Annotated in this window: 24 protein-coding genes; 18 read left to right on the forward strand and 6 right to left on the reverse strand. The window is 59.5% G+C overall.

What is annotated here, in order from left to right:
• The first annotated feature begins 90 nt into the window (after positions 1–90).
• Positions 91–1,587 (forward strand): malate dehydrogenase (quinone), encoded by a 1,497-nt coding sequence (mqo, locus tag ABRP87_RS02985; RefSeq protein WP_349867648.1) that lies wholly within the window; start codon positions 91–93, stop codon positions 1,585–1,587.
• A 107-nt stretch (positions 1,588–1,694) separates the two neighbouring features.
• Here the strand turns inward: mqo and ABRP87_RS02990 are convergent, their stop codons facing one another.
• Positions 1,695–3,050 (reverse strand): protein adenylyltransferase SelO, encoded by a 1,356-nt coding sequence (locus ABRP87_RS02990; protein ID WP_349867650.1) that lies wholly within the window; start codon positions 3,048–3,050, stop codon positions 1,695–1,697.
• A 1-nt stretch (position 3,051) separates the two neighbouring features.
• Complete coding sequence (locus ABRP87_RS02995) at positions 3,052–3,876, reverse strand: PhzF family phenazine biosynthesis protein (RefSeq protein WP_349867652.1); 825 nt, start codon at positions 3,874–3,876, stop codon at positions 3,052–3,054.
• Between the two features lie 66 nt (positions 3,877–3,942).
• Here ABRP87_RS02995 and ABRP87_RS03000 point away from each other — a divergent pair, with 66 nt between their 5' ends.
• The 4 genes from ABRP87_RS03000 to ABRP87_RS03015 are packed head-to-tail and all read left to right on the forward strand — an operon-like array spanning position 3,943 to position 7,594.
• Positions 3,943–5,124 (forward strand): sensor histidine kinase, encoded by a 1,182-nt coding sequence (locus tag ABRP87_RS03000; RefSeq protein ID WP_349867654.1) that lies wholly within the window; start codon positions 3,943–3,945, stop codon positions 5,122–5,124.
• Positions 5,117–5,869 (forward strand): response regulator, encoded by a 753-nt coding sequence (locus ABRP87_RS03005; protein WP_023022856.1) that lies wholly within the window; start codon positions 5,117–5,119, stop codon positions 5,867–5,869. Before ABRP87_RS03000 ends, ABRP87_RS03005 begins: the two co-directional genes overlap by 8 nt.
• 59 nt (positions 5,870–5,928) lie before the next feature.
• Complete coding sequence (locus tag ABRP87_RS03010) at positions 5,929–6,828, forward strand: ABC transporter ATP-binding protein (RefSeq protein ID WP_023022854.1); 900 nt, start codon at positions 5,929–5,931, stop codon at positions 6,826–6,828.
• 28 nt (positions 6,829–6,856) lie between these two features.
• Positions 6,857–7,594, forward strand: coding sequence for an ABC transporter permease (locus ABRP87_RS03015; RefSeq protein WP_023022852.1), 738 nt, complete (start codon positions 6,857–6,859; stop codon positions 7,592–7,594).
• A 22-nt stretch (positions 7,595–7,616) separates the two neighbouring features.
• Here ABRP87_RS03015 and yaaA read toward each other — a convergent pair whose 3' ends face one another.
• On the reverse strand, positions 7,617–8,339 hold the full coding sequence (gene yaaA / locus ABRP87_RS03020) for a peroxide stress protein YaaA (RefSeq protein WP_023022850.1): 723 nt from the start codon (positions 8,337–8,339) through the stop codon (positions 7,617–7,619).
• Between the two features lie 30 nt (positions 8,340–8,369).
• Here yaaA and ABRP87_RS03025 point away from each other — a divergent pair, with 30 nt between their 5' ends.
• Both ABRP87_RS03025 and ABRP87_RS03030 read left to right on the forward strand, forming a co-directional pair.
• Positions 8,370–10,139: a proline--tRNA ligase gene (locus ABRP87_RS03025; protein WP_349867657.1), complete on the forward strand. Its 1,770-nt coding sequence runs from the start codon at positions 8,370–8,372 to the stop codon at positions 10,137–10,139.
• Positions 10,140–10,198: 59 nt separating this feature from the next.
• Positions 10,199–10,561 (forward strand): DoxX family protein, encoded by a 363-nt coding sequence (locus ABRP87_RS03030; protein ID WP_349867659.1) that lies wholly within the window; start codon positions 10,199–10,201, stop codon positions 10,559–10,561.
• A gap of 125 nt (positions 10,562–10,686) precedes the next feature.
• On the opposite strand, the gene ABRP87_RS03035 is transcribed toward ABRP87_RS03030, so the two are convergent.
• Positions 10,687–11,016 (reverse strand): transglycosylase family protein, encoded by a 330-nt coding sequence (locus ABRP87_RS03035; protein WP_431603670.1) that lies wholly within the window; start codon positions 11,014–11,016, stop codon positions 10,687–10,689.
• 179 nt (positions 11,017–11,195) lie between these two features.
• Positions 11,196–12,044 carry a DUF4439 domain-containing protein gene (locus ABRP87_RS03040; protein WP_349867661.1) on the reverse strand — a complete coding sequence of 283 codons (849 nt, stop codon included), beginning with the start codon at positions 12,042–12,044 and terminating at the stop codon, positions 11,196–11,198.
• Positions 12,045–12,082: 38 nt separating this feature from the next.
• On the opposite strand from ABRP87_RS03040, the gene rimP reads away from it, so the two are divergent.
• The 9 genes from rimP (at position 12,083) to ABRP87_RS03085 (ending at position 21,557) form a co-directional block, all read left to right on the forward strand.
• On the forward strand, positions 12,083–12,622 hold the full coding sequence (gene rimP, locus ABRP87_RS03045; protein WP_349867663.1) for a ribosome maturation factor RimP: 540 nt from the start codon (positions 12,083–12,085) through the stop codon (positions 12,620–12,622).
• A gap of 23 nt (positions 12,623–12,645) precedes the next feature.
• A complete protein-coding gene (gene nusA, locus ABRP87_RS03050; protein WP_023022837.1) occupies positions 12,646–13,662 on the forward strand; it encodes a transcription termination factor NusA in 1,017 nt (338 codons plus the stop codon).
• A gap of 84 nt (positions 13,663–13,746) precedes the next feature.
• Positions 13,747–14,109, forward strand: coding sequence for a YlxR family protein (locus ABRP87_RS03055; RefSeq protein WP_023022835.1), 363 nt, complete (start codon positions 13,747–13,749; stop codon positions 14,107–14,109).
• A gap of 107 nt (positions 14,110–14,216) precedes the next feature.
• Complete coding sequence (gene infB, locus ABRP87_RS03060) at positions 14,217–17,066, forward strand: translation initiation factor IF-2 (protein WP_349867665.1); 2,850 nt, start codon at positions 14,217–14,219, stop codon at positions 17,064–17,066.
• Between the two features lie 221 nt (positions 17,067–17,287).
• Positions 17,288–17,731, forward strand: a complete 444-nt coding sequence (rbfA, locus tag ABRP87_RS03065) for a 30S ribosome-binding factor RbfA (protein ID WP_237791791.1) — start codon at positions 17,288–17,290, stop codon at positions 17,729–17,731.
• Positions 17,732–18,700 carry a DHH family phosphoesterase gene (locus ABRP87_RS03070; protein WP_349863851.1) on the forward strand — a complete coding sequence of 323 codons (969 nt, stop codon included), beginning with the start codon at positions 17,732–17,734 and terminating at the stop codon, positions 18,698–18,700.
• Positions 18,690–20,000, forward strand: a complete 1,311-nt coding sequence (locus ABRP87_RS03075; RefSeq protein ID WP_349867667.1) for an MATE family efflux transporter — start codon at positions 18,690–18,692, stop codon at positions 19,998–20,000. Before ABRP87_RS03070 ends, ABRP87_RS03075 begins: the two co-directional genes overlap by 11 nt.
• 76 nt (positions 20,001–20,076) lie before the next feature.
• Entirely contained in the window at positions 20,077–20,883 is an 807-nt protein-coding gene (locus ABRP87_RS03080; protein ID WP_349867669.1) for a metallophosphoesterase family protein, read from the forward strand.
• On the forward strand, positions 20,883–21,557 hold the full coding sequence (locus ABRP87_RS03085) for a 4'-phosphopantetheinyl transferase family protein (RefSeq protein WP_349867671.1): 675 nt from the start codon (positions 20,883–20,885) through the stop codon (positions 21,555–21,557). Before ABRP87_RS03080 ends, ABRP87_RS03085 begins: the two co-directional genes overlap by 1 nt.
• Before the next feature lie 49 nt (positions 21,558–21,606).
• On the opposite strand, the gene truB is transcribed toward ABRP87_RS03085, so the two are convergent.
• Positions 21,607–22,500, reverse strand: a complete 894-nt coding sequence (gene truB, locus ABRP87_RS03090; protein WP_349867673.1) for a tRNA pseudouridine(55) synthase TruB — start codon at positions 22,498–22,500, stop codon at positions 21,607–21,609.
• Between the two features lie 23 nt (positions 22,501–22,523).
• Here truB and ABRP87_RS03095 point away from each other — a divergent pair, with 23 nt between their 5' ends.
• Positions 22,524–23,546 (forward strand): bifunctional riboflavin kinase/FAD synthetase, encoded by a 1,023-nt coding sequence (locus tag ABRP87_RS03095; RefSeq protein ID WP_349852755.1) that lies wholly within the window; start codon positions 22,524–22,526, stop codon positions 23,544–23,546.
• Positions 23,547–24,488, forward strand: a complete 942-nt coding sequence (locus ABRP87_RS03100; RefSeq protein WP_349867675.1) for a nucleoside hydrolase — start codon at positions 23,547–23,549, stop codon at positions 24,486–24,488.
• Positions 24,489–24,553: the final 65 nt, after the last annotated feature.

Genomic DNA, 24,553 nt, shown 5'->3' on the forward strand with positions numbered 1-24,553 from the left:
AGTCGCGGTGTGGGGCGCAAAGCGCTTAAAATATATGGTGCAGAATGCGCCGATGTATATAAATTTTCAATTCGAAGAGGTTATAACACAGTGTCCTCAGCAAAGAAGACAGCACAAGTTGTAGATGAGGTTGATGTCGCACTGGTCGGTGCCGGCATCATGAGCGCCACCTTGGGCGCTATGCTCCGCGAGCTGGAGCCGAGCTGGACCCAGATGATCTTTGAGCGCCTTGATGGCCCCGCCCTGGAATCCTCCTCCCCATGGAATAACGCCGGTACCGGTCACTCCGCTCTGTGCGAGCTCAACTACACGCCAGAGAAGAACGGCCGCATCGATATCTCTAAGGCGATTGCAACTAACGAGAAGTTCCAGAAGTCGCGCCAGTTCTGGTCCCACCAGCTCAACAATGGCATCCTGACTGAACCCAGCGAGTTCATCAACCCAGTCCCGCACGTGTCCTTCGCGCAAGGTGAAATCCAGGCGGACTACTTGAAGCGCCGCTACGAGGTGCTGAGTGAAAAGCACATGTTCCCCGGCATGCAGTTCTCTGATGATGAATCCACCTTTGCGGAGAAGCTGCCGCTCATGGCAGAGGGCCGCGACTTTTCCAATAAGGTCGCTATCTCTTGGACCGAAGTTGGCACCGACGTGAACTTCGGCGCTCTGGCCAAGCAGTTCCTGACCGCGGCGCGCGCATCTGGCACGGAGATCCGTTACGGCCACGAGGTCTTCGATATCGACCGCGACGGAAATGACTGGAAGGTTTATTCCAAGAATAAGCACACCGGCGATATCACCGTGGTGAAGGCGAAGTTCGTCTTCGTCGGTGCCGGCGGCTACGCCCTGGACTTGCTCCGCAAGGCAAAGGTGAAGGAAGTCGCAGGCTACGCCGGATTCCCCATTTCCGGTCTGTGGTTGCGTGCCAAGACCCCGGAGCTCATTGAGCAGCATCAAGCCAAGGTTTACGGTAAGGCTGCGGTGGGTGCTCCTCCGATGTCCGTGCCGCACTTGGATACTCGCGTTATCGACGGCGAGAAGGGCCTGCTCTTTGGCCCGTACGGCGGCTGGAGCCCGAAGTTCTTGAAGAAGGGTTCCTACCTGGATCTCTTCAAGTCCATCCGCCCGGATAACATCACCTCCTACCTGGGCGTTGCCGTGCAGGAATTCGGCCTGACAAAGTACCTCATTGATGAGGTGCGCAAGGACTTCTCTGACCGCGTTGATTCCCTCCGCGAATACGTTCCGAATGCGAAGGAAAGCGACTGGGAGACCGTGATTGCCGGCCAGCGCGTACAGGTCATCAAGCCTGCAGGTGCACCGCGTTTCGGTTCCCTCGAGTTTGGTACCGCATTGGTCAATAACCAGGAAGGCAATATTGCCGGTCTGCTCGGTGCCTCTCCGGGTGCTTCCATTGCCCCAGCCGTCATGCTGGAGCTGCTGGAGCGTTGCTTTGGCGAGCGCATGATTGACTGGAGCGATAAGATTCGCGAGATGGTCCCGTCCTATGGCATGAAGCTAGCCAATGATGAGGACTTCTACAACGAGATGTGGGAATACACCCAGAAGACGCTGAAGCTGGAGCGCTAAAACGCCTTCGGCTTGAGGCTAAGTCCTCGGCCGCAAGCCCTCCGCGCAGAACGTATTGCGCGGAGGGCTTTGTGCTGCGCACCCCCTGAATTCGGGGTACCAGAAAATTAGGTACCGCAGTAGGTGAGAAAACCTGCAAGCCCATTCGGGTCGGGCTGTTCGTAGGGCGGATGCGGCTCCCACGGGTGGGTCACGGCGTGGAGGAGCTCAGTAAAGGGCTTAATATCGCCAGCCTCGGCGGCGCGCAGCGCGGCTTCGACGGCCATGTTGCGGGGAATGACCCGGGGCATGGCAGCATCCACGGCATCCGGGGCGGGGTGAGTGGCTAGGTAGCTATCCAGGAAGTCCGAATCTGGGAAGAGCTCACGGGCGGGGCGGGTGTGGCCGCGGGCGGCATCGGCAAGCGCACGGTGCGCCAACGTGATATCCGGGCGAGATAGCTGCATCGCAGTAAGGTAGGCCGAGGCGACCTCGGTGGTGGAATCGAGGGCGGCGGCCATATCGCCGCGGCGCTGGGTGGCGAATTTCTCCTGGAACCCATTGATGGTCTCCTGCGCGAAGTCGACCCCGGCATTGATATCGGCATCGAAAAGCGGCACCAGCGATTCCGCGAGCCGGGCGAGGTTCCAGCCCAAGATTGCTGGTTGATTGCCAAAGGCATAGCGTCCCTGCTGGTCAATGCTGGAAAATACCGTATCGGAAGAGTAGGATTCCATAAAGGCACAAGGGCCATAATCAATGGTTTCGCCGGAGATGGTGGTGTTATCCGTATTCATCACCCCGTGGATAAAACCCAAGCGCATCCACGAAGACACGGTGGCTATCTGGCGGTCCATCACCCCCTGGAAGAATTTCCGGTAATCTGCCCCAGGATAGTGGCGCGCGATGGTGTAGTCCGCGAGATCCCGGAGGTGGCCGGACTGAGCAGCATAGTGAAAAGTACCGACCCGGATATGGCTGGCCGCCACGCGGACTAGGACGCCCGCCGGCTGCACATGGCCGCGCTGGATGGGCCGGCCGGTAGAAATCACGGCGAGGGAACGCGTGGTGGGCACACCGAGAGCATGCATGGCCTCAGAAATCAGGTATTCGCGCAGCATGGACGAGAGGGTGCCGCGGCCATCAGCACCCAGGCGGGAATAGGGGGTTAGCCCCGTGCCCTTGGCGTGGAGATCCCACAGTGTGCCGTCTTTTTCCACCTCGCCCAAGAGCATGGCCCGGCCATCGCCCATCTGCGGGTTGAAGGAGCCGAATTGGAAACCGGAATAAGCCATGGCATGCCCGCCGCCGCGGCCCAAGAGGAAATCCAGGCCGTCTGCAGAGCGCAGCCAGTCCGTATCGAGGCCCAGCTGTCGGGCCAGCTCCTCATTGAGGACTACGAGCTTAGGATCCGGTTGTTGCTCGCCCTGCGTTGCCGCCACTAAGTCCGGCAGGTGCTTTGCATAGTCGTGGTGTAGGTTCATTTTAGACCTCCAATTGTCCTTGCACGCGGATGTGGACGCGGCCGCCAACCCAAATATCGGCGCCGTCATCGTGGATAAAGACCTCACCGTCTCTTCCCAGCTGGCTGCCCTGGCGGGCGGTGTAGCGGGTAGGGACCAACCCGCGCGAGCGCATGAATTGTGCGGCACCGCCGTTGAAGGAACCGGTGACCGGATCCTCGAATTCTGCGGTAAACGCGCGCACTTCATAAGCAGCGGAATCAGTACCCGCGCCGCTATTACACGTGCCCACCACACCCACCTTGGGGCGGGTTGCGGCGGGCTGAACCGCGCGCACGGCCGCCGCATCGCGCAGCTGTATAAGCCGCCAACCGGGCCCATTATCCACCCAAGCGGAATCGATGACATCTGCTTCTGCGATATTCAATCCCGCGCAAGCCTCTGCAAGTTCGGCACTGCTCAGCGGCCCGCTCGCGCGCAGGGGAGGGGTGGCAAAAGAATAAATTCCTTCGCTTACGCGCACGGAGACCATCCCCACCCCGCATTCCTGCGCTATGGTGCCCTCTTTCTGCGGTTTATTGCCGAGCGCCCGCCAGACGGCGGCGCTGCCCAGGGTGGGGTGGCCGGCGAAATCAAATTCTTCGTGCGGGGTAAAAATGCGCACGCGATAGTCCGCCGCGGGATGGGTGGGCTCGAGCAAGAACGTAGTTTCAGAAAAATTGGTCCAGTGCGCGATGGCTTGCATCTGCTGCGTCGAGAGCCCATCGGCTTGGGCCACGACGGCAAGCGGGTTACCGGAAAACGCCGAGGTGGCAAAGACATCGACTTCGAAGAACTGGAATTGCATGCTAACCAGTCTAGTCAGCCCAGGGGATGAGGCCGGGCGGTTAGCTTCTGCGCTAGCCTTGCTCTTATGTCTAAGCTTTGGCCGGATCGTCTGCGCGATTGGATTGGACCGCCGTGGCGAATTATTATCCCCGTGTTCTTCGGCGTGCTTTTGCCCAACGCCGCGAACTTTTTACACACCGATTCGCCCTTTCAAGCCATCGTGGCGGTCTTGTACACCGTTGGCATTCCGCTGGCACTGTGGCTGCATCCCAAGCTGCAAGAAAAGTCCATCTTCTTCGTCGCCGGCACCATGACGCTGTGCATCTTCACGCCCTTGGCCTCCCTGGCGAACTTCCACGCCCCAATTTTTGTTTACACGGCTTTTCTCATTGGCACGCACTCACGCAAGCGTTTGCGCTATATCTGGCTTGCCTGGATTGCCCTAGGCTCCCTGGCCGGAACTACCGCAAGCCTCTTTGGTGAAAGGGTCTTTGCGGGTAGCGACATCGGCTTGGGCGATGCGACCATGAGCCCGCTGCTTGCCTATGCCGGAACGGTCTTGCTCGGCTGGCCAGTCCTCGGCTTTTTCTACCTGCTCGGCACCAATAACCGGAAGCGCAGGGAGGGCCAACAGCTGCTCATCGAGCGCGCGGAAATGGCCGGCGCCGTCGAGCGCAACCGCATCGCCCGCGAGATGCACGACATCGTCGCGCACAACCTCGCCGGGGTCATTGCGCTTGCCGATGGCGCCCGGTTCGCCGCCGCCAAAGATCCCACCGTAGCAACGGAGGCGCTCGATACCATCGCCTCTTCTTCCCGCGAATCCTTAAAACAGATGCGCAGCCTGCTATCCGTCTTGCGCGAAGAAGACGCGCGCGGGGAAACCAAGGCCCCAGGCACCTCAGACATTGCCGGACTGTTCTCGGAAGCCCGGCGCGCGGGCTTTGATATCACCGTCTACGGCATGGAAAAGCTACCTACCGATAGCGATGAGCTCTATCAATTCACCATCTACCGCATCGTGCAGGAGATGCTGACGAATATGCTCAAATACTCCAGCCAAAATAGGGGAACCCTGCGCTTTCGCAGCGATAAGTCGGCGCTTACTATCGAAGGGCACAACCCCATGGCACAGCCAGACGAGGACCACAGCCCAGGCTATGGGCTCATCGGGATGAAAGAGCGCGTAAAGGCCTATGGTGGCAGTGTGTCCACCAAGACCGAGGATGGAACGTTTGCAATCACCGTGGAGGTACCGCATGTCTAATCCGGGGCAGGAACCTGAGCCCATTCGCATTGCGCTTGTCGATGACCAACCGCTCCTGCGCGCCGGGTTCGCCATGCTGATCGGCTCGCAGGAGGATATGAGCGTGGTCTGGCAGGCCTCCGATGGCGATGAGGTACTGGGCCTTGCGCGGCAAGAGCCCGTCGATATCATCCTCATGGACGTGCAGATGGCGCGGGTCAACGGCATTGCGGCCACGGAGGAAGTTCTCCCGGAATGTCCCGATACCAAGGTCATCATGCTGACCACCTTTGATGACCAAAACTTTGTCCACGGTGCAATCTCTGCCGGGGCTTCTGGATTCTTGCTCAAAGACGTCGAACCCGAGGAGCTGCTCTCAGCCATTCGCACCGTGCACTCAGGCGAGGCCGTGCTCTCACCGCGCATTACCGCTCAGGTGCTCCAACAAGTCCGCAGCGAGGATAGCGGGGAGGAGCACCCGGCTTCGCATACCGCCGCGGACGCACAGTCCGGCTCTGATCCCGCAACGACCCCGCCTTCAGCGGAGCTTACCCCGCGCGAAATGGATATTTTAAGGCTTATGGCATTGGGGTATTCCAATACCGAAATATCCGAAGAGGAATTTGTCTCCATGGCAACGGTTAAGACCCACGTGCGCCACGTGCTGACCAAGACCGAGTCCCGCGACCGTGTCCAGGCCGTGCTGTATGCCTATACCCATGGGGTGGTCACCGTGGAAGAACTGCTCTCTCATCCCCAGGGATGAACCGCTAAATCCGCCTCGAGGATGGTTACTTCGCGCCGGGAAAGCGCCAAGATAAAACCATGCTCACAGTTACACAGCTTTCCAAGAAGTACGGTTCCTTTACAGCAGTAGACAACCTCTCCTTCGAGGTTCCCGATGGCCAAGTCACCGGGTTCCTAGGGCCCAATGGCTCCGGCAAGTCCACCACGATGCGCATGTGCGTGGGGCTAGAAAATCCCACCTCCGGCACCGCCACATTCGATGGCACCCCGTTCCGCGAACTACCCGATCCCGCCTCCACGGTGGGCACCTTGCTTGATGCCAACTGGTTCCACCCCGGCCGCAGCGCCCGCGCGCACTTGGGCTATATGGCGGCACTGCAGGGCGTATCGATGGACCACGTCGATGACACCCTGGAGCGAGTTGGGCTCGGGAAGGTCGCGAAAAAGCGCATCGGGGGTTATTCGCTTGGCATGAAGCAGCGCCTCGGACTTGCCTGCGCCATGATGGGCCAGCCTAAGCACTTGCTTCTCGATGAACCCGTTAACGGCCTTGACCCTGAGGGCGTGCACTGGATGCGCGACCGCATCCGCGAATTCGCCGCTGGGGGATGCTCCGTGCTTGTTTCTTCCCACCTGTTGTCAGAAATGCAGCTGACGGCAGACCGCCTAGTGGTCATCGGCAAGGGCAAGCTCGTTGGCGAAGGAACAGTAGAAGAATTCGTCAATGCCTCCGGTGCCACCACCGTGGAGGTCGTGGTGGATCAGCCAGAAGAATTGGCCCGCTTGCTGCACGATTCGCAGGCGGAAACTTCCTTTGATGGGGAAGTGCTGCGCATTACCGGCTTGGACCGCGACGAGGTCGGCCAATTGTGCTTTGACCACCGCATCCGCATCAGCAGCCTTGAAGTCAAGCACCCCTCCTTGGAAGACGCCTTCCTCGGCGCTACCGCAGACCACCTGGATTACCGCTCCGCATAACTCGCTTAAGAAAGGCAGATGACGAGCCATGAATACCATCGTTTCCGAATCCCGCAAGATATTTTCCCTGCGCTCTACTTGGGTCTACCTCGCAATCATCACCGTTGGGCTGACAGCGGCCAACGTGCTGATGGGAGCTATCCGCAATGACGACAGCGCCCTTCAATCTTCCGACGTGGCCATTGGTGCCATCTTTGCCGTCGTCATCATGATCTTTTCCTCGGCCACGTTGGTCGGCGGCGATCTACAAAAAGGCACCGTAGCCTGGAGCTACCTATCCACCAATCGGCGCTTGCAGGTGCTCTCGAGCCAAATACTCGTGATCACCGTAGCTAACGTGGCGGCCGCAGCCTTGGCCGGCATCCTTGGAATGCTGCTCAACAGCGCGCTCGGCGGGTCTTATGACTTCTCCAGCTTCGTGCACTACCCAGATAACGCAGTATTCCTCTTCACCTTTGTGGAATACATCGTCTACACCCTGCTGGCCACAGGCCTAGCATATATCCTGCGCAGCGGTACTTTTGCGGCGATGCTGCTCATTATCGAATACTTCGTCATCGAAAGCGTGCTGACCTCAATGGACATGGGCTGGGCCAAATTCATCCTGCAGATTTTGCCCGATGCCAACCTGCGCACCTTCTTCCAAGGCCAAGACACTTTCGGGCTCATGGCCCCGCAGTGGGTATCCGGTGTCATCGTCCTGGCCATGGTGGTAGCTGTCCTCGGCGGGGCCGCAGCCGTCCAGCGCCGTCGCGCCGTGGTCTAAGCTCCTAGCAGGCACTCACACCCTACGGGGATACGATGAGTGTAAGCTCCTGCGAGCCGTGCGGTGGTTCCTCCACCGTCATGCCAGCAGCGCGCGCGATCGCGGCGACATCGGCGGCGCTGAAGGCATCGGCAGGCGAAAGCGCCAGTTCCCGGGCCAATAGGCCCTTATAGTGCTTATTAAAGTGGCTGACCACCTTGCGCGAGCCATCCGGCTGCACGCTTTCTACCCGCACCGTCACGGCCGAAGGCAGCCTACCCAGCTGCTGGTAGGTGCCCGAGCGCAGATCCACAACCAGCTCATCGATGTTTTCTAACGCCTGCGTTACCTGCTTGCCCCAATAAGACTTCATCGTGCGACCGCCCAGCTTGGAACCGCCCGATAAGCGGTAATGCGGGATAGGGTCGCCCGCGCGCAGGAGCCCGAAGAGGGCATCGCCAATAGCAAGGCGCCGCCAAGAAGGAAGGGTGGATGCCGAAAGGGCATCAAACAGCACCCCTGTATAACGCTGCACCGCCGGCATGGTGGGGGTGGTATAAAGCTGGCTATTCGATTCGGCCTCACCGCGCAGCTTCTCCGAGAGCTTAAGCACGACCATTGCCTCATCTATAGGAAGAGACTGCAGCTCAGCGGCGATTTCGCGCCGCGTATCGCTTAGCTCTGGAAAAGATAGGTTGGCAAAATCAAGCGGCTTTCCTGTGCCGCCATGAGCCTTGGTTTCTGAAGGAGGGAGGACAATGAGCATATAGATAGGGTAGCGATGTATATTTTGACCATGATTACCCGCCTTTCTGAACTATTTCTCCGCACCCTTCGTGAGGACCCAGCCGATGCCGAGGTCCCTAGCCACAAGCTGTTGGTGCGTGCCGGCTACGTGCGCCGCGTCGCGCCGGGCATTTATACCTGGTTGCCGTTGGGGCTGCGTACCCTGCGCAAGATTGAAGACGTAGTACGCCAAGAAATGGACGCCATTGGCGGGCAAGAGATGCTTTTCCCGGCGCTATTGCCGCGCGAGCCCTATGAAAAGACCAACCGATGGGTGGAATATGGTCCCAATCTATTCCGGCTGCAGGACCGCAAGAATGCGGACCTGCTGCTTGGGCCCACGCACGAGGAAATGTTTGCCAATACCGTAAAAGACATGTACTCCTCATACAAGGATTTCCCGGTCACCTTGTATCAAATTCAGACGAAGTATCGCGATGAGGAACGCCCCCGCGCCGGGGTGCTGCGCGGGCGCGAGTTCGTGATGAAGGACTCCTACTCCTTCGATATGAACGATGAGGGCCTCGATTCCTCCTACGCCCGCCACCGCAAGGCGTATCAAAATGTTTTTGACCGCTTGGAAATCGATTACGCCATTTGTAAGGCCACTTCTGGGGCGATGGGCGGCTCCGCCTCCGAGGAGTTCTTGGCGCTATCTGAGGCGGGCGAAGACCTCTTTGTCCGCTCCACCGAGGGCGATTATGCGGCCAATGTAGAGGCAGTCGTGACCCAAGCGCCCCCAGAAAAGGACATTGCGGGTCAGCCCGCAGCAAAGGAATATCGGACCCCGGATGCCGCCACCATTGAAGCGCTTGTGCACTGGGCTAAGGCCGAGGACATTGCGGTTGATGGCCATGAGGTTCGGGCTGCGGATATCCTCAAGTGCGTCATGGTGGAGGTAACCTACCCGGCGTTAGAGGATTCTGAAGAGAAGAAGGAACTGGCGGCCGTGCTGATCCCGGGCGACCGCGAACTGGATACCAAGCGCCTTGAAGCGGCCTTGGAACCGGCAGAGTTCACCCTGGCAAGCGATAAGATTTATGCGCAATACGATTTCTTGGAGCAGGGCTTTGTGGGCCCGCGCGCGCTGAATTCCAATGGGGTGAAGGTCTTTGCCGATCCCCGCGTGGTCAAAGGTTCTTCCTGGATCACGGGCGCGGATGCGCAAAACTGCTACGTCGTGGGTTGCGTGGCCGGCCGCGATTTCCACGTCGATGAGTTTGTGGAAGCGGCCGAGGTCAAAGAGGGTGATCCCGCACCAGATAACCAGGGCACCTTGGCTTTGCAGCGCGGCATCGAGCTGGGCCACATCTTCCAGTTGGGCCGCAAGTACACCGAAGCCTTCGATGTGCAGATTCTCGATGAAAACGGCAAGCGCGCCATCCCCACGATGGGCTCTTATGGCATCGGCATCTCCCGCATGCTGGCCGTGCTGGCAGAGCAGCGCCACGATGATAAGGGCCTGAATTGGCCGGTGGCAGTGGCGCCGTACCAGGTACACGTGGCGGTGGCGAATAAGGATGCAGCGGCCATGGAGGCCGGCGATAAGTTGGTTGAAGAGCTGTCGCAGGCGGGCCTTGAGGTGCTTTTCGATGACCGCCCCAAGGTCTCCCCGGGCGTGAAGTTCAAGGACGCAGAGCTACTCGGCATGCCGTTTGTGGCCATCTTGGGACGCGCCTTTAAAGACGGCATCATTGAGCTGCGCATCCGCGGGCAGGAAACTCTGGAAGTTCCGGCGGAGAAAATCGTGGATAAACTCCTTGAGCTGGTGCGGGCTTAACTTAAAGCACCGCGCCAAGGTCCAGCGCTCATAAGCAGGGCAAGGTAGCCTGGGGAAGCATGAGACTTAATAAAAACGTGCTCCCCACGGCCCTTATCACGATGGGCACGCTGCATTTCCTGCGCGCTAAAAATTTTGAATCTATCGTGCCGCCGCAGCTGCCGGGCTCGCCGCGGTTGTACAACTTTGCCTCCGGCGCCTGGGAAATAGCTACCGGCTGTTTGCTCACCGATCGCGCCACTCGCGAATCCGGTGGCGCGTCAGCCGCGGCGCTATTTCTTGCCGTGTGGCCGGCGAATATGTACCACGCCTGGATCGAACGCGATGCGGGAAAGCCGAAAAAGCTTTATCACATCATCCGTCTACCGCTGCAGATTCCGTTGATTCTCTATGCATGGAAGATTGCGCAGGGGAGGGCATAAAACCCAAAAAGAACCGACCCCCAATTTTCCTCGGTAATAAAACCATGAAGAAACGCGGGAAGTCGGTTGCTTGCGCGATGCTGCGTTAGCGGCGGCATCACGCGACCGCTGCGGGCGGAAGCGTATTAGCCAGCCACGGGGCCGCCGCAATTAGGCCATGCGCCAGCTCCCTGGTTTGCAAGAACATTTTCAGCGATATCAATCTGCTGCTCCTTTGTGGCTTGGTCAGCGGTAGCCGCGTACTGGGTGCCGCCGCTACCGGCCCAGGTTTGCTGGGAGAACTGCAGCCCGCCGTGGTAGCCGTTGCCGGTGTTGATGTGCCAGTCACCGCCGGACTCGCACGCGGCGACTTGGTCCCAGGCGCTCGCCGGGGCTGCATTGGCGGCTGGTGCGGCAATGCCGGCGATGCCCAACGTAGCTGCGGCCATAGTAAGCAAGGTCTTCTTAGTACGCATTGAGAAAGCACTCCTTCTCATTGTGTTTTTGGGCTTGTGGAATCTCCACCAAGCACGTAATCCACCAAGTTACGTAGGGGTCGGACGAATTATCAATGAATATCGGCCTATAACTCGCTGATTTTTCGCTGCCCACCGGACAGTGAATGTTCAGGTAGGCGCGGTGGGAAAACCGGGAACTATGCTGCCTTGGCTTCGGCGGCGGTGCCGATTAACCAGTTCAGCCACTCCTGGTTTGGGCTTTCTTGTTGTGCGGCAGCCACCGCGGCCGTGTGCCATTTGTCGGCGTCTTGTTCAACCAAGGTATCGAGGAAGGCGGCGGCAGAGTCCGCATCGCTGGGAAGCGTGGCTGCGCCGGAGGAATAGGCAGTATCCGGCTGGGGAGCCTCGCCATTTTGGCTAAGCGCCTCTTGCAGTTGGTCGATGCGGCGGTGATGGAGGCTTAAGAGCTTATCGATGCGCCCTTCGGCAGCAGGATCGCTATAAGCCCGAGCGAAATCCAGGCCAAAGACCTGCTCGTATTCCCACTGCAACAAATCAGCCGCGCTCTCGCGGAGCGGCTGGGAGAGCGTGGGGATATCGGGGGCATCGCCAGGCAACCAAGCATTAAGCGTGATGGCCTGTTGCGTGATTATGGGCCGGGATTCAGAATTGACCTCATCGGCGGCTTCCGTGGTGGCCGAGGCGGCTTTTTCTAGTACCTGGGAGGAATCTGGGGCCGGCGGTGCCTGCGTGGGCCGTTCCACCTCACAGCTGTGCGGGACGTTTCCTTGGTCATCGGTGCCGCAGAGGCGCGCGATCTCCTCATACAGCGCATCGGCTTGGGAGCTGCGCATATCCGCGGCCGCATCATCAACCCCTTGAAGGGCGAGGCCATCGCTCGCGGCGGCCACGGCAAGGCGCTCGAGCGCGTCTTCTGGGCGCGGGCCAAAATAGTCGACGACGGAATCGACCGCGGAACAGCCCGCGAGTGCGGGCAGGGCGGCAGTCGAGACTACACAGGTTAAAGCAATACGTCGGCGGTTCACCCAAAAGACTGTACCTTGAAGGACGTAGGCTAGTGGGCATGGCTTTCCCAGATGCACAACAATTAACTGATTTGCTCCAACCTCGCCTAGGAGCCCGCGGGCTCGACGTGGAGGATATTAAAACCACTAAGGCGGGAAAGAAATCACAGGTCATCATCCGCATCGATGGCGATAGGCGTCCCAGCTCCGACGTATTAGAGGAAGTCTCCGACGATATTTCGGCCTTCTTCGATGAACTAGAGGCTGCGGGCGAGCTGAATTTTGGCGCCGGATATACCTTGGAGGTCTCCACCCCCGGTGTGGATTTGCCGTTGACCGCACCGCGCCACTGGCGCCGCAACAAGGGGCGGAAGGTGACCTTTAATCGCGGCGACGACACGAGCCATACCGCGCGCATCGGCGCACTCAACGCGGACGAAGATGCCGTTGTCCTTATCACCTCTGAGAAAAACGAGGTGCATACAGAAGTTGAGCGATTGGAAAACATTGCCCACGCAGTGGTAGAAATTGAGTTTGCACAGCCATCACAGCGTGAGCTAGACGCCGTGCACCAGCCATTTGCAGAAGCCGAGAGCTAACCGGCAATCGAGAGGATAGACAAGTGAATATTGATCTTGAGGCACTTCGCACCATCGAATCCGAACGGCAGGTCCCCGTCAATGACCTGTTGGAGTCGATTGCAAGTGCCTTGTTGTATTCCTACCTGGATTACCGCGAATCCACCGCGGAGGGCAAGGCCGAAGGCGCCAAGTCCCGGGTAGACATCGATACCACCACCGGTGCCGTCAGCGTCATCGTTACCGAGCGCGACCCCGAAACCGGGGAAGTTACCAGTGAGTACGATGACACCCCGGATAACTTTGGCCGCGTGGGCGCACGCGCCGTGCGCGAAGCCATCTTGCGCAAGCTGCGCGAGGCTGAAGCCGAGCGCACTTTTGATTCCTATTCGGAGCTTAGCGGGCGCGTTGTCAGTGGCATCGTCCAGCGCGATGCGCGTGCCAATGCCCGCGGCATCGTTGTAGTCCAGCTCGGTTCCGAACTGGAATCGCAAGACGGAATCTTGCTTCCCGCAGAACAAATCCCCGGGGAAAAGCTGCAGCACGGTGACCGCATCAAGGCCTATGTGGTGGGGGTCAATCGCAATGGCGCCAATGTGCAGATCAATTTGTCAAGGACCCACCCAGAGCTGGTGCGCGGGCTTTTTGAACTGGAAGTTCCGGAAGTTGCGGATGGCAGCGTGGAAATGATCGCCATCGCCCGCGAAGCCGGGCACCGCTCGAAGGTCGCCGTTATTGGTCACGCTAAGGGCTTGAACGCCAAGGGCGCGTGCATCGGCCCGCGCGGGCAGCGCGTGAATAACATCATGCGCCAGCTCGGTGGGGAAAAGATCGACATCATTGATTACAGCGAGGATCCCACCGTGTATGTGGGCAATGCATTGGCGCCCTCCAAGGTGATTAAGGTGACCGTGCTCGATAGCGAAGAGCAAGTGGCGCGCGTCATCGTCCCTGACTACCAGCTGTCCCTTGCCATTGGTAAGGAAGGCCAGAACGCGCGCCTAGCCGCCCGTTTGACTGGGTGGAAGATCGATATTCATTCAGACGCGGACGCGAATTAAGGAAATGCGGATAAATAGCGTAGGCTAGTAAACGGCCCAGATGCAGAAAGGGACATGCAGACGCAGCGAAAGTTAAGGAGTTCGATGTCGCAGACTCAACGGCTTCGTACTTGCATCGCTACGCGTCGCCGCATGCCCGATACGGAGCTGCTGCGAGTGGTCATTGATGCCAATGACCCTCAAGGCAGCCGTGCGGTGGCGGATCCATTCCGGCGGCTTCCAGGCCGTGGCGCATGGATTAGCCCCACGCTTTCTGCACTCGAGCTAGCTGAGCGCAAACATGCTTTTAAGCGCGCGCTCCGCACGTCCGCATCCGTGGACACAGGTCAGGTACGTAGGTACTTGGAAGCACAGTGCGAAAATGTACAGGGCGAAAAAGTACCGTGTGCGGAACAAGCTGCACAAGATTCGTACACACCAGAGTTAAAAAGGAAGACCGAACACTGATGAGCGCACAACGATGAAGCATCAGCGATGAAAGTCCAGAACGTTTAACTAGGAGTCAGGCCAGTTTTTCGCGGCCTTGGCTCCTAGGCGATACCAAGAGGAGACAAGTGCCCGGAAAGCTACGTGTTCACGAGTTGGCAAAACAGCTCGGAGTAACCAGCAAGGAACTGCTCGCCACCCTGAAGGAACAAGGCGAGTTCGTGAAGACCGCATCCTCGACCATCGAACCACCGGTGGTCAAAAAGATGCGTGCTCACTATGAAGCACAGTCCGGTGGCGATGCCACCGAAGCTAAGGCTGAGAAGACTGCCAAGCCCGCTAAGCCCGGACAAGGCAGCGCCAAGAAGCAGGCATCGCCTGCGCCAAAGCCAGGCGCTGGCGCACAGGGTGGGGCGAAATCCAAATCCGCTGCGCCTAAGCCCGGCGCACCGAAGCCATCCGACGCTGCACCGAAGCCAGGCGCAGGGGCCGCTAAGGCTGCCCCCAAGCCTGGCCAGGCAGCACCAAAGCCGGGCGCTGCCGCTGGAAAGCCGGCACCGAAGCCTGGCCAGGGTGCACCGAAGCCAGGTCAGAACGCAGGCCAAGGCGATGCCAAGAAGTCGGGCGAGCGTCCGAACCCAGGCAACGCCATGCCGCGTCCGATGCCTAAGCCCGGCGGATCCCGCCGTGTGGCCAATAACCCATTTTCCACGGGTGGCGGCGACAACCGCCCAGGCCCACGCCCGGGTGGCTCCAAGGGCCAGCGCGGCGGCAACCGTCCCGGCGATAACCGCGGTGGAAAGCGCGGCGGCCGCAATGAGGGCGGCGCTAACCGTCAGGGCCAGGATCAGAACCAAGGCCAGGGTGGCGGCGGTGGACGTCGTCCGTCGCCAGCCATGATGCCTTCGCATCCGAACCCTGCCTCGATGCCGTCCAAGGCACCGAGCGGTGGCGGACGCGGCGGCCGCGGTCGCGGCGGCCGCGGCGGACCTGGTGGTCCAGGTGGCCCAGGCGGCGGTCGTCCCGGCGGTTTCCGCGGTGGACGCGGTGGGCGTCGTGGCGGTACCGCTGGTGCATTCGGCCGTCCAGGTGGCGCACCACGCAAGGGCAAGAAGTCGAAGCGGCAAAAGCGCCATGAGTTTGAAGAGCAGCAGAAGCACGTTGTAGGCGGCGTCCGCTTGCCAGATGGCAAGGGACAGACCGTCCGTCTGCGCCGCGGCGCTTCGCTGTCTGACTTCGCGGAGAAGATCGGTGCCGATCCAGCAGCATTGGTGCAGGCACTGTTCAACCTTGGTGAAATGGTCACCGCAACCGCATCCGTATCGGAAGATACGCTGCAGCTGCTCGGTGACGAGATCAACTACAAGGTAGAAGTCGTCTCCCCAGAAGACGAGGATCGCGAGCTGCTCGAGTCCTTCGACCTGCAATTCGGTGAGGACGAAGGTGGCGAAGAGGCCCTCGAACACCGCCCTCCAGTCGTCTCCGTCATGGGTCACGTTGACCACGGTAAGACCCGCCTGTTGGATACCATCCGTAAGACCAATGAGGCAGCCGGCGAGGCCGGCGGTATTACCCAGGGAATCGGTGCTTACCAGACCACGGTTGACGTGGATGGCGAGCGCACCATCACCTTCCTGGATACCCCTGGCCACGAGGCCTTTACCGCCATGCGTGCCCGCGGTGCGAAGTCCACCGACTTGGCCATCTTGGTCGTTGCCGCCGATGACGGCGTCATGCCACAGACGGTTGAGGCCATCAACCACGCCAAGGCTGCCGATATCCCGGTGGTCGTGGCCGTGAACAAGGTGGATAAGCCGGAAGCGCAGCCGGAAAAGATCCGTGGCCAGCTCACGGAGTACGGCTTGGTGCCAGAAGAGTACGGCGGCGACACGATGTTCGTGGACATCTCTGCTAAGCAGGGCCAGAACATTGACCAGCTGCTGGAGTCTGTCATCCTGACTGCCGATGCCGCCCTCGAGCTCACGGCCAACCCAGAGATGGATGCCCAGGGTGTGGCCATCGAGGCCCACTTGGACCGCGGTCGCGGCCCGGTGGCTACGGTCATCGTCCAGCGCGGTACGCTGCACGTCGGCGATTCCATCGTGGTAGGTGATGCGCATGGTCGCGTGCGCCGCATGCTCGATGAGTTTGGCGAGGACGTCAAGGAAGCCGGTCCTTCCCGCCCGGTACAGGTGCAAGGCCTGTCCGGCGTTCCAGGTGCCGGCGATAACCTGCTCGTGGTCGACGATGACCGCGTGGCCCGCCAGATCGCCAACCAGCGCGATGCTCGTAAGCGTTCTGCCTTGCAGGCAAAACAGCGCAAGCGCGTGTCCCTGGAGGATCTGGACAAGGTATTGCAGGAGACCTCCACCCTCAACCTGATCCTCAAGGGCGACAACGCCGGCTCCGTCGAGGCGCTGGAAGATGCCCTGCTGGATATCAAGACCGAGGACGAAGTCGAGCTCAACATCATCGACCGCGGTGTTGGTGCCGTAACGGAGACCAACATTTCCTTGGCCGCCGCTTCCGACGCCGTCATCATTGCGTTCAATGTGCGCTCGGAGGGCAAGGCTACGGAGATCGCTACCCAAGAGGGCGTGGATATCCGCTACTACACGGTTATCTACAAGGCCATCGAGGAAGTCGAGGCCGCTCTCAAGGGCATGCTCAAGCCGATCTACGAGGAACGCGACACCGGTGCGGCCGAAATCCGCGCCCTATTCAAGTCTTCCTCGGTGGGTACCATCGCCGGTTGTATGGTCACCGAAGGCAAGGTTGTCCGCAACGGCAAGGTTCGCTTGCTCCGCGATAACAACGTGGTTACTGCCGATGCCAAGATCGAGTCCCTGCGTCACGAAAAGGACGACGCTACTGAGATCAAGGCCGGCTATGAGTGCGGTATGGTGCTGTCCTACCCGGATATCCAGGTAGGCGATATCATCCAGGCTTATGAGGAAGTCGAGGTACCGCGCGACTAGTCGCTGCTAGTTTCGGCCCGCTGTGCGTGCCCACCTCAAGGTTCTTTCTCCACGGAGGGAGATCGCGAGGTGCGGCAGGTAGAGCGGGCCGTTTCGCGTTTTCACATGTGAGGTTTTCAAGCGGTTTCCATTGGGTGCGGTGAGTAACTAAACTGGTGGTTTCTGATACCGCGACACGGTAATTTAGGAATAAATTTTTCCCCTTTAGCTTGGAGGTTCTCATGGTCGATCACGCTCGCGCTGCGCGGCTAGCAAAACGAATTCAGGAAATCGTGGCTAGTGCGATTGAGCTGCAAATCAAGGATCGCCGCCTGGAGATGGTCACCGTCACCGACGCCCGCGTCACCGGTGATTTGCACGACGCTACTGTCTTTTACACGGTGCGCGGCCACGATATCGAGGCCGAACCCGATTATGACCAAGCTGAGGAAGCACTCAAGCGCGCGAAGGGGCAGTTGCGTAAGATCGTCGGCGATCAGTTGTCCGTCCGCTTTACCCCAACCCTTACTTTTGAGCTCGATACCGTCCCGGAAGCATCCGCGCACATGGAAGAGCTCTTGGCGCGCGCTCGGGCCCGCGATGAAGAGCTAGCAAAATTGAAGGAAAACGCTAAGCCCGCGGGCGAGGCCAATCCGTATAAGACCTCTGATGAAGACGAGGCTTAAGTGACCCGCAAGGAATATCAGGACGCAGTCGATGTCATTTCTGGTGCGCAGAGCATCTGTATTATCACCCACTTGCGCCCGGACGCCGATGCCATTGGTTCAGCCACGGCGTTGCTCTTAGCCGTGCAGCAAAGTGGGAAAGAAGCCTGTGCGGTCATCGGCCAGGACAAGGATTTTGCGCCGAATCTTTACTCCATTCCCGGTGCAGACCAGGTGAAGGTCATGCGAGAGCTCCCGGAGGGTTATGACCTTTATGTCACCGTGGATTGTGGGTCTATCGATCGCACCGGATTATTTTCTGCAGATATCGCTCAGATGGCGACGGCAGGGCGCGTATTGTGCATCGACCACCACTCGTCCAATCCCGGATTTGGCTCAGTAAACTTGGTTGATTCAGAGTGCGAGTCCACCACGGTGGCCATATTGACCATCCTGGACATGCTGTCGGTGCAAATCGAAAGCAGCATCGCACACTGCCTGTACGCGGGTCTTTTGACCGATACGGGTAGCTTCCGGTGGGGCAGGCCTGCCATGCACGATGTGGCCACGCGCTTGATGCGCTATGGCCTGGATACCAAGCAGATTGCCACGGACCTGCTCGATGCCACGACTCCCGATGATTTGCAGATGGTCGGCCGCGTGCTCGCAGGACTGCGCATTGAATATGCTGGTGAAATGGGCGTGGGCATCCTCATTGCAGGCTTGGCCGATATCGAAGGTCATTCGGACTCTGCAGTGGAGTCTCTGGTGGATTTCGTGCGCGCCCTTGAAGGCACGGAATTGGGTGTGGTCTTTAAGGAACAGTCGCCCGGGATATGGGCGGTATCGCTGCGTTCGACCACGATCAATTGCGCGGCCCTGGCAGCCCAATTTGGCGGCGGCGGGCATATTCCCGCTGCCGGGTACATGACATCGGGAAGCGAAGAAAGCATCGTCGCGGAGCTGGTGAGTGCCATCGATGAACGCTAGGCAGACAACCCCCACGACAGTAAGCGCACGCGAGGTCTTTGGCCTCGCGTTTCCTGCGCTTGGAGTCCTGGCAGCGATGCCGCTCTACCTCTTGCTGGATACCGCAGTGGTGGGGCGTCTGGGCGCCCAGGAATTGGCTTCGCTCGCCGCGGCAACCACCATCCATACCGTGGTGACCACGCAGTTGACCTTTCTATCTTATGGTACGACGGCTCGCTCGTCCCGCCTTTTCGGCGCCGGAAAGCGCGCTGAAGCAGTAGCAGAAGGCGTGCAAGCAACCTACGTAGCCCTGGGCGTCGGCGGACTTTTGACGCTTATCATGTGGATCTTCGGCGGCGTTTTTGCCCAGTGGCTTACCGGGGATCCCACCACCGCGGCCGGAACAGCACTGTGGCTGCGGATCGCCGCACTGGCCATTCCCGTAACGCTGGTGGAAATGGCCGGAAATGGCTGGATGCGCGGCGTACAAAATACGAAAAAGCCGCTTTATTTCACCCTCGCTGGAATGATTCCCGGCGCCATTGCCGTGCCTGCATTCGTGTACTGGTGGGGCCTTGCCGGGTCTGCCATGGCCACCGTATTGGGAATGAGCATTATCGCGAGCCTCTTCGTGCGCGAGCTGTATAAGCAGCATGAAGGTTCGTGGGAATTTCGGTGGCACATCGTGCGCGAACAGCTGATCTTGGGCCGCGATCTTATCTTGCGTTCCGCCAGCTTTCAGGTGGCGTTTCTTACCGCAACGGCCGTGGTCTCCCGCGTGGGCACTGCGGCTTTGGGCGGCCACCAAATCATGATGCAGCTGTGGAACTTCATGTCGCTGATTTTGGATTCCTTGGCCATTGCCGCCCAGGCCTTAACTGGGGCCGCCTTGGGCGCCGGCTCGGTGCGCCACGCGCGCAGCGTGGGAAGCAAGGTAGTTATTTATTCCACCATTTTTTCGGCATTTCTTGCATTGGTGTTCGCTGCAGGAGCCGGGTTCATTCCGCGCATCTTTACGTCCTCGCAGGAGGTCATTGATGCCATGAGCCAACCGTGGTGGATCCTGGTTGGCATGGTCATCGCCGGCGGCGTGGTCTTTGCTCTCGACGGCGTCCTATTGGGGGCAGGGGATGCAGCATTCCTGCGCAGCCTGACCATTGCCTCGGTTCTTCTGGGATTTCTGCCCGGGGTGCTCCTCGCGCATGCCATGGGTACGGGCCTCACCGGTGTGTGGTGCGGGTTGGCTGCATTCATTACTTTCCGCCTCATAGGCGTGGTCTACCGCTTTTATTCCATGAAATGGGCTGTAATAGCAGAGTAATAGCTGCGCTACAGTGGCTGTAGTGAGTAGTAACGGCACTTTAGAAGATGAATGAGGAAGGCGGGTGGGAGCAGCAATGCCAACGTTATGGGCAGTAGCAGACCTGCACGGCGCGATCAGTGACAACTTTGCGCGCATTGCAGAGCTTAACCCACCCGATCCGGCCGATTGGCTCATTGTGGCAGGCGATGTTGCAGAGCGCAGCGAGCTCATCGTGCGCATCTTGCGGGACTTGGCCGCGCGCTATGACACCGTCATCTGGGCGCCGGGTAATCACGAGTTATTTTCCCGTTCCCAAGACCAGTACAAGGGGCGCGAAAAATACGATCACCTGGTTGCCGCCTGCCGGGAGATCGGCGTTATCACCCCGGAGGACCCTTACCTGGTCTTTAACGGAATAACGATTGTGCCACTTTTTACCCTGTATGACTACAGCTTCCGCCCACCGGGGACCTCGGTGGAAGAAGCGGTGCAGCAGGCGCGCTCCAAAAAGCTTGTCATGACCGATGAGGTAGCTATCGCCCCTTTTGTAGACGTGCGCGCCTGGTGTTGGGACCGCTTGGCGTATTCCATTAAGCGTTTATCCAGAGTGCAGGGACCAACCATCTTGATCAACCACTGGCCGCTGGTGCAGGAGCCCACGATGGTGCTGCGCTTCCCGGAAATCGCCCTGTGGAGCGGCTCGCGCCATACGCGCTCGTGGCCGCGACGATACAAGGCAGAAGCTGTCATTTACGGCCACTTGCACATGCCTTCCAAGATGAATGTGGATGGGGTAGACCACATCGAAGTCTCTCTAGGTTACCCGCGCGAATGGCGTAATCAGCCGCACCGTATCCCGTGGCCATACCCAGTTACCTCGACATTTGGGGAGGTGAATTAGTGCTTTATCCCGACCTATTCCCAGAAACTACCCGGTATTGCTATGTGCGTACGGATGCTCGCGAGTCCGACCTGCTCAATTATGAGCAGCTCGACCCAAAAGAACAGTCCATAGTCTCGCAGGCGGTCGATATCCGGAAGTCCGAATTTGGCGATGCCCGCTGGTGTGCGCACCAGGCCCTGTGCGAGCTGGGCTTTACAGGCTCGAACCCGATCCTGCGTGGGGAGCGGGGCATGCCGCTGTGGCCCGAAGGTTTCATTGGATCCATGACGCATACGGAGGGCCTTCGCGCAGCGGTGGTGGCCTCCACCACGGATTTTCGCTCCATTGGCCTTGATGCGGAGCCGGCGCAGCGCCTGCCCGATCACGTCTTGACCATGATCGCCCGAGCCGGGGAAATGCAGCAGCTGCCGCGCCTAGAAAAGGCGGGGGTGCACTGCCCAGACCGCCTGCTATTTTGCGCCAAGGAGGCTACCTATAAGGCGTGGTTTCCCATGACGCATCGGTGGCTGGATTTCGATCAAGCGGAGATCGACATACGCGAAGATGGAACCTTTATTTCCTATATTCTGGCCCGCCCCACGCCAGTGCCGTTCATCACTGGAAAGTGGATCCTAAAGGGCGGTTATGTCGTGGTCTCCACGCTGGTTCCGGCGCTTGATTTCTCCGCCTGAACCGACGCCCTCGCACTGTTCCTCTTGGTCGACCCTCTAAGGCTCTGGTTTAGAGGGTAGACGGCCGTGCCACAAAGACCGTGGCCAACCTTTTTCCCTTCTCCTTAATGAGCGCGATGGCCTGGCCATTGGGGGCTACGGCAGCATGAACCCTGGATAGCCCGCGCGGTTCTAACCATTTGCCCATCGCTAAAGCTGCGGCTTCTTTCTCCGTGACGGGCAGGACGGGGAAACTGCGCTTGAGCGCCTCGTCAAGGCTTAAGGACAGGCGGGGGTCTTCGGCAAGATCGTCGAGCAGGTGGGCATCGGCAAGCGCAAAGGGCCCCACCGTAGTCCGGCGCAGGGCGGTTAAATGCCCGCCAACGCCAAGTGCTTCGCCCATATCGCGCGCCAAGGAGCGGATATAGGTGCCGGAGGAACACTCCACGGATACATCGAGGTCAATAAAATCGCCCTCGGTGCGCATGCTATGAATGTCAAAGCTGTGCACGGTGACCGGGCGGGCGGGGATATCTACCTCTTTGCCCTCGCGCACCAATTCATGCGCTCTTTTGCCCTTGATCTTGATGGCGGAAACCGCGGCGGGCTTTTGCATAATCTCACCGGTCAATGTGGCAACTTCGGCCTCGATGGCGGAACGGTGCAGCGCGGCCGCAGGCTTGCCCCAGCTAAATTCGCCCTCGGCATCATCGGTGGTGGTAGAAGCGCCGAGGCGAATGGTGGCTGAATAAGACTTGGTGGAGGCGACCATGTGCGCGAGGAATTTGGTGCCGCGTTCGATGCCGAGGACCAGCACCCCTGTCGCCATGGGATCCAAGGTGCCGGCATGGCCGACCTTTTTGGTGTGAAAATACCTGCGTAAGCGGCTAACAACATCGTGGGAGGTCATGCCGGCAGGCTTATCAACGATGACAAGTCCGGAATGTGCGAGCGCATCAGTCATAGGGTACAAGTCTATGCTCTACGATGGATTCCGTGGATATTTGTTACGGAATCGATGACATCCCCGCGGATGTGGGGCCGACCTCGGTAACCATTGGCGTCTTCGATGGCTTGCACCGCGGCCATCAGCAGCTCGTTTCTGCTTGCGTGGAGCATGCGCGGGCGAATAATCAGGTCCCCGTCATGGTGACCTTTGACCCGCACCCGGTCTCCGTTTTCTTGCCGGAGCGCGCTCCGTTATCCGTAGTGAGCTTCGAGCGTAGGCTAGAGCTCGCGGAAGAAATGGGCATCGAGATGGTGCTTGTCATTGACTTCACCAAAGAACTCGATGGCGTGGAGCCGCGCCCCTATGTGCGCGACCTCTTGGTGGGCAAACTCCATGCGCAGCACGTGGTGGTGGGGGAGAACTTCACCTTCGGCGCTGGGGCCAGCGGCACCGCAGAAGCCATGCGGCAGCTGGGGGAAGAGTTTGGGTTTAGCGTCGATATCATCCCGCTGCTGGATGAAGATGGCGTGCAGATTTGTTCCACCTATATTCGCCAGAGCCTGTCCCAGGGCGCAATAGAATCGGCGAATTGGGCGCTTGGCCGGCACTTTACGGTGACCGGTCCCGTGGTGCGCGGCGCGGGGCGCGGCGGTAAAGAGCTGGGCTTTCCCACGGCCAACCAGTACTTTCCAGATACTGTAGCCATTCCCGCAGATGGGGTGTATGCGGGATGGTTCATTGTGCATTCTGATTCGCCCCTCGATGGGGATATGCAGCCCGAAGTGGCCTACGCCGCGGCGATTTCTGTTGGCACGAATCCCACCTTTGGTGATGAAGAGCGATCCGTGGAGTCTTTTGTCTTGGACCGCGATGCCGATCTTTATGGCTATGAGGCAACCGTGAAATTCGTGGGCCACCTGCGCGATATGGTGAAATTCCATTCCGTCGATGAGCTTTTGGACGCCATGGCCCAAGACGTCGCTGCCGCCCGCAAGGTGCTGGCTGCCGATGCCCGCGCGCAGGGCTGCAATAGCGAAGACTATTTCTTAAAGGAGAAGTAAATGAAGGCCATCCTCGATCTTGATACCGGCATTGATGATGCTTTGGCCTTGGCGTATGCCCTGGCCCACCCCGATCTTGAGCTCATTGGGGTGACCTGCACGTACGGCAATGTCACCGTCCCACTGGCGGTGCGCAATACCCTGGCGCTGCTGGACTTGTTGGATAGGCCCGATATCCCGGTCTTTGCCGGCCCCAGCCCGGACGGTTTCCAGCCCAGCGAGATTTCGGCCTTCATCCACGGCCACAATGGCGTGGGTGAGGTGCTTCTTACCCCGTCCGATAAGACCGAGGACACGCTGCCGGCCACGGATTTCCTTTTGCAGGCCGTGCGCGATTACGGTGATGACCTGGTGATTATCCCCACGGGCCCGTCCACGACCATCGCCCAGGCTATGCTTGCCGATGCCACCTTTGCCACCAACGCCCACATCGTCATGATGGGAGGGGCGCTGACCGTTCCCGGCAACGTTTCCGCGTGGGCTGAGGCCAATATTTCCCAAGATCCGGATGCCACCGATTACCTCTTCCGTCACAGCAGCGATGTCACCATGGTGGGCCTTGATGTCACATTGCGCACCCTCTTGACGGAAAAGAAAACCGCGCGCTGGCGGGCAACCGGAACGGCCGCGGGCGAGGTTTTCGCCGATATGGTGGATTACTATATTCGCGCTTATGCCACCACGGCTCCTCGCCTGGGCGGCTGCGGCCTGCACGATCCGCTGGCCGTGGCGGTAGCCGCCGATCCGTCGTTGGTGGAAGTCATCGAGACCAATATGAAAACCGATACCGAAGGCCCCACCCGCGGGCGCACCATCGCGGATGAAACTAGGCTGAGCCAGGAACCGACCGCGAAGGTCGCCGTGGGCGTGGATAACGAGCGGTTTGTTAGTGAATTTGTAGACCGCCTCGAAGAACTTTTCCGCACGGTGGGCGCCAAGTAGCGCAGCGTTTGATTTGCCACGCTAATTGGCTGTAAGATGACCAGTCGGCTTAGCGACTGTGGTTC

Source organism: Corynebacterium sp. KPL2830, from assembly GCF_040225635.1.
Lineage (GTDB): Bacteria > Actinomycetota > Actinomycetes > Mycobacteriales > Mycobacteriaceae > Corynebacterium.

Coding starts and splice junctions, on each gene's coding strand:
- ABRP87_RS03010 (WP_023022854.1), top strand. CDS start 5,929: ATGCTCACAGTTACACAGCTTTCCAAGAAGTACGGTTCCTTTACAGCA.
- ABRP87_RS03035 (WP_431603670.1), bottom strand. CDS start 11,016: ATGCGTACTAAGAAGACCTTGCTTACTATGGCCGCAGCTACGTTGGGC.
- ABRP87_RS03000 (WP_349867654.1), top strand. CDS start 3,943: ATGTCTAAGCTTTGGCCGGATCGTCTGCGCGATTGGATTGGACCGCCG.
- ABRP87_RS03005 (WP_023022856.1), top strand. CDS start 5,117: ATGTCTAATCCGGGGCAGGAACCTGAGCCCATTCGCATTGCGCTTGTC.
- ABRP87_RS03055 (WP_023022835.1), top strand. CDS start 13,747: ATGTCGCAGACTCAACGGCTTCGTACTTGCATCGCTACGCGTCGCCGC.
- ABRP87_RS03095 (WP_349852755.1), top strand. CDS start 22,524: ATGGATTCCGTGGATATTTGTTACGGAATCGATGACATCCCCGCGGAT.
- ABRP87_RS03030 (WP_349867659.1), top strand. CDS start 10,199: ATGAGACTTAATAAAAACGTGCTCCCCACGGCCCTTATCACGATGGGC.
- rimP (WP_349867663.1), top strand. CDS start 12,083: ATGGCTTTCCCAGATGCACAACAATTAACTGATTTGCTCCAACCTCGC.
- ABRP87_RS03100 (WP_349867675.1), top strand. CDS start 23,547: ATGAAGGCCATCCTCGATCTTGATACCGGCATTGATGATGCTTTGGCC.
- ABRP87_RS03015 (WP_023022852.1), top strand. CDS start 6,857: ATGAATACCATCGTTTCCGAATCCCGCAAGATATTTTCCCTGCGCTCT.
- ABRP87_RS02995 (WP_349867652.1), bottom strand. CDS start 3,876: ATGCAATTCCAGTTCTTCGAAGTCGATGTCTTTGCCACCTCGGCGTTT.
- ABRP87_RS03075 (WP_349867667.1), top strand. CDS start 18,690: ATGAACGCTAGGCAGACAACCCCCACGACAGTAAGCGCACGCGAGGTC.
- truB (WP_349867673.1), bottom strand. CDS start 22,500: ATGACTGATGCGCTCGCACATTCCGGACTTGTCATCGTTGATAAGCCT.
- ABRP87_RS03080 (WP_349867669.1), top strand. CDS start 20,077: ATGCCAACGTTATGGGCAGTAGCAGACCTGCACGGCGCGATCAGTGAC.
- yaaA (WP_023022850.1), bottom strand. CDS start 8,339: ATGCTCATTGTCCTCCCTCCTTCAGAAACCAAGGCTCATGGCGGCACA.
- ABRP87_RS03025 (WP_349867657.1), top strand. CDS start 8,370: ATGATTACCCGCCTTTCTGAACTATTTCTCCGCACCCTTCGTGAGGAC.
- ABRP87_RS02990 (WP_349867650.1), bottom strand. CDS start 3,050: ATGAACCTACACCACGACTATGCAAAGCACCTGCCGGACTTAGTGGCG.
- rbfA (WP_237791791.1), top strand. CDS start 17,288: ATGGTCGATCACGCTCGCGCTGCGCGGCTAGCAAAACGAATTCAGGAA.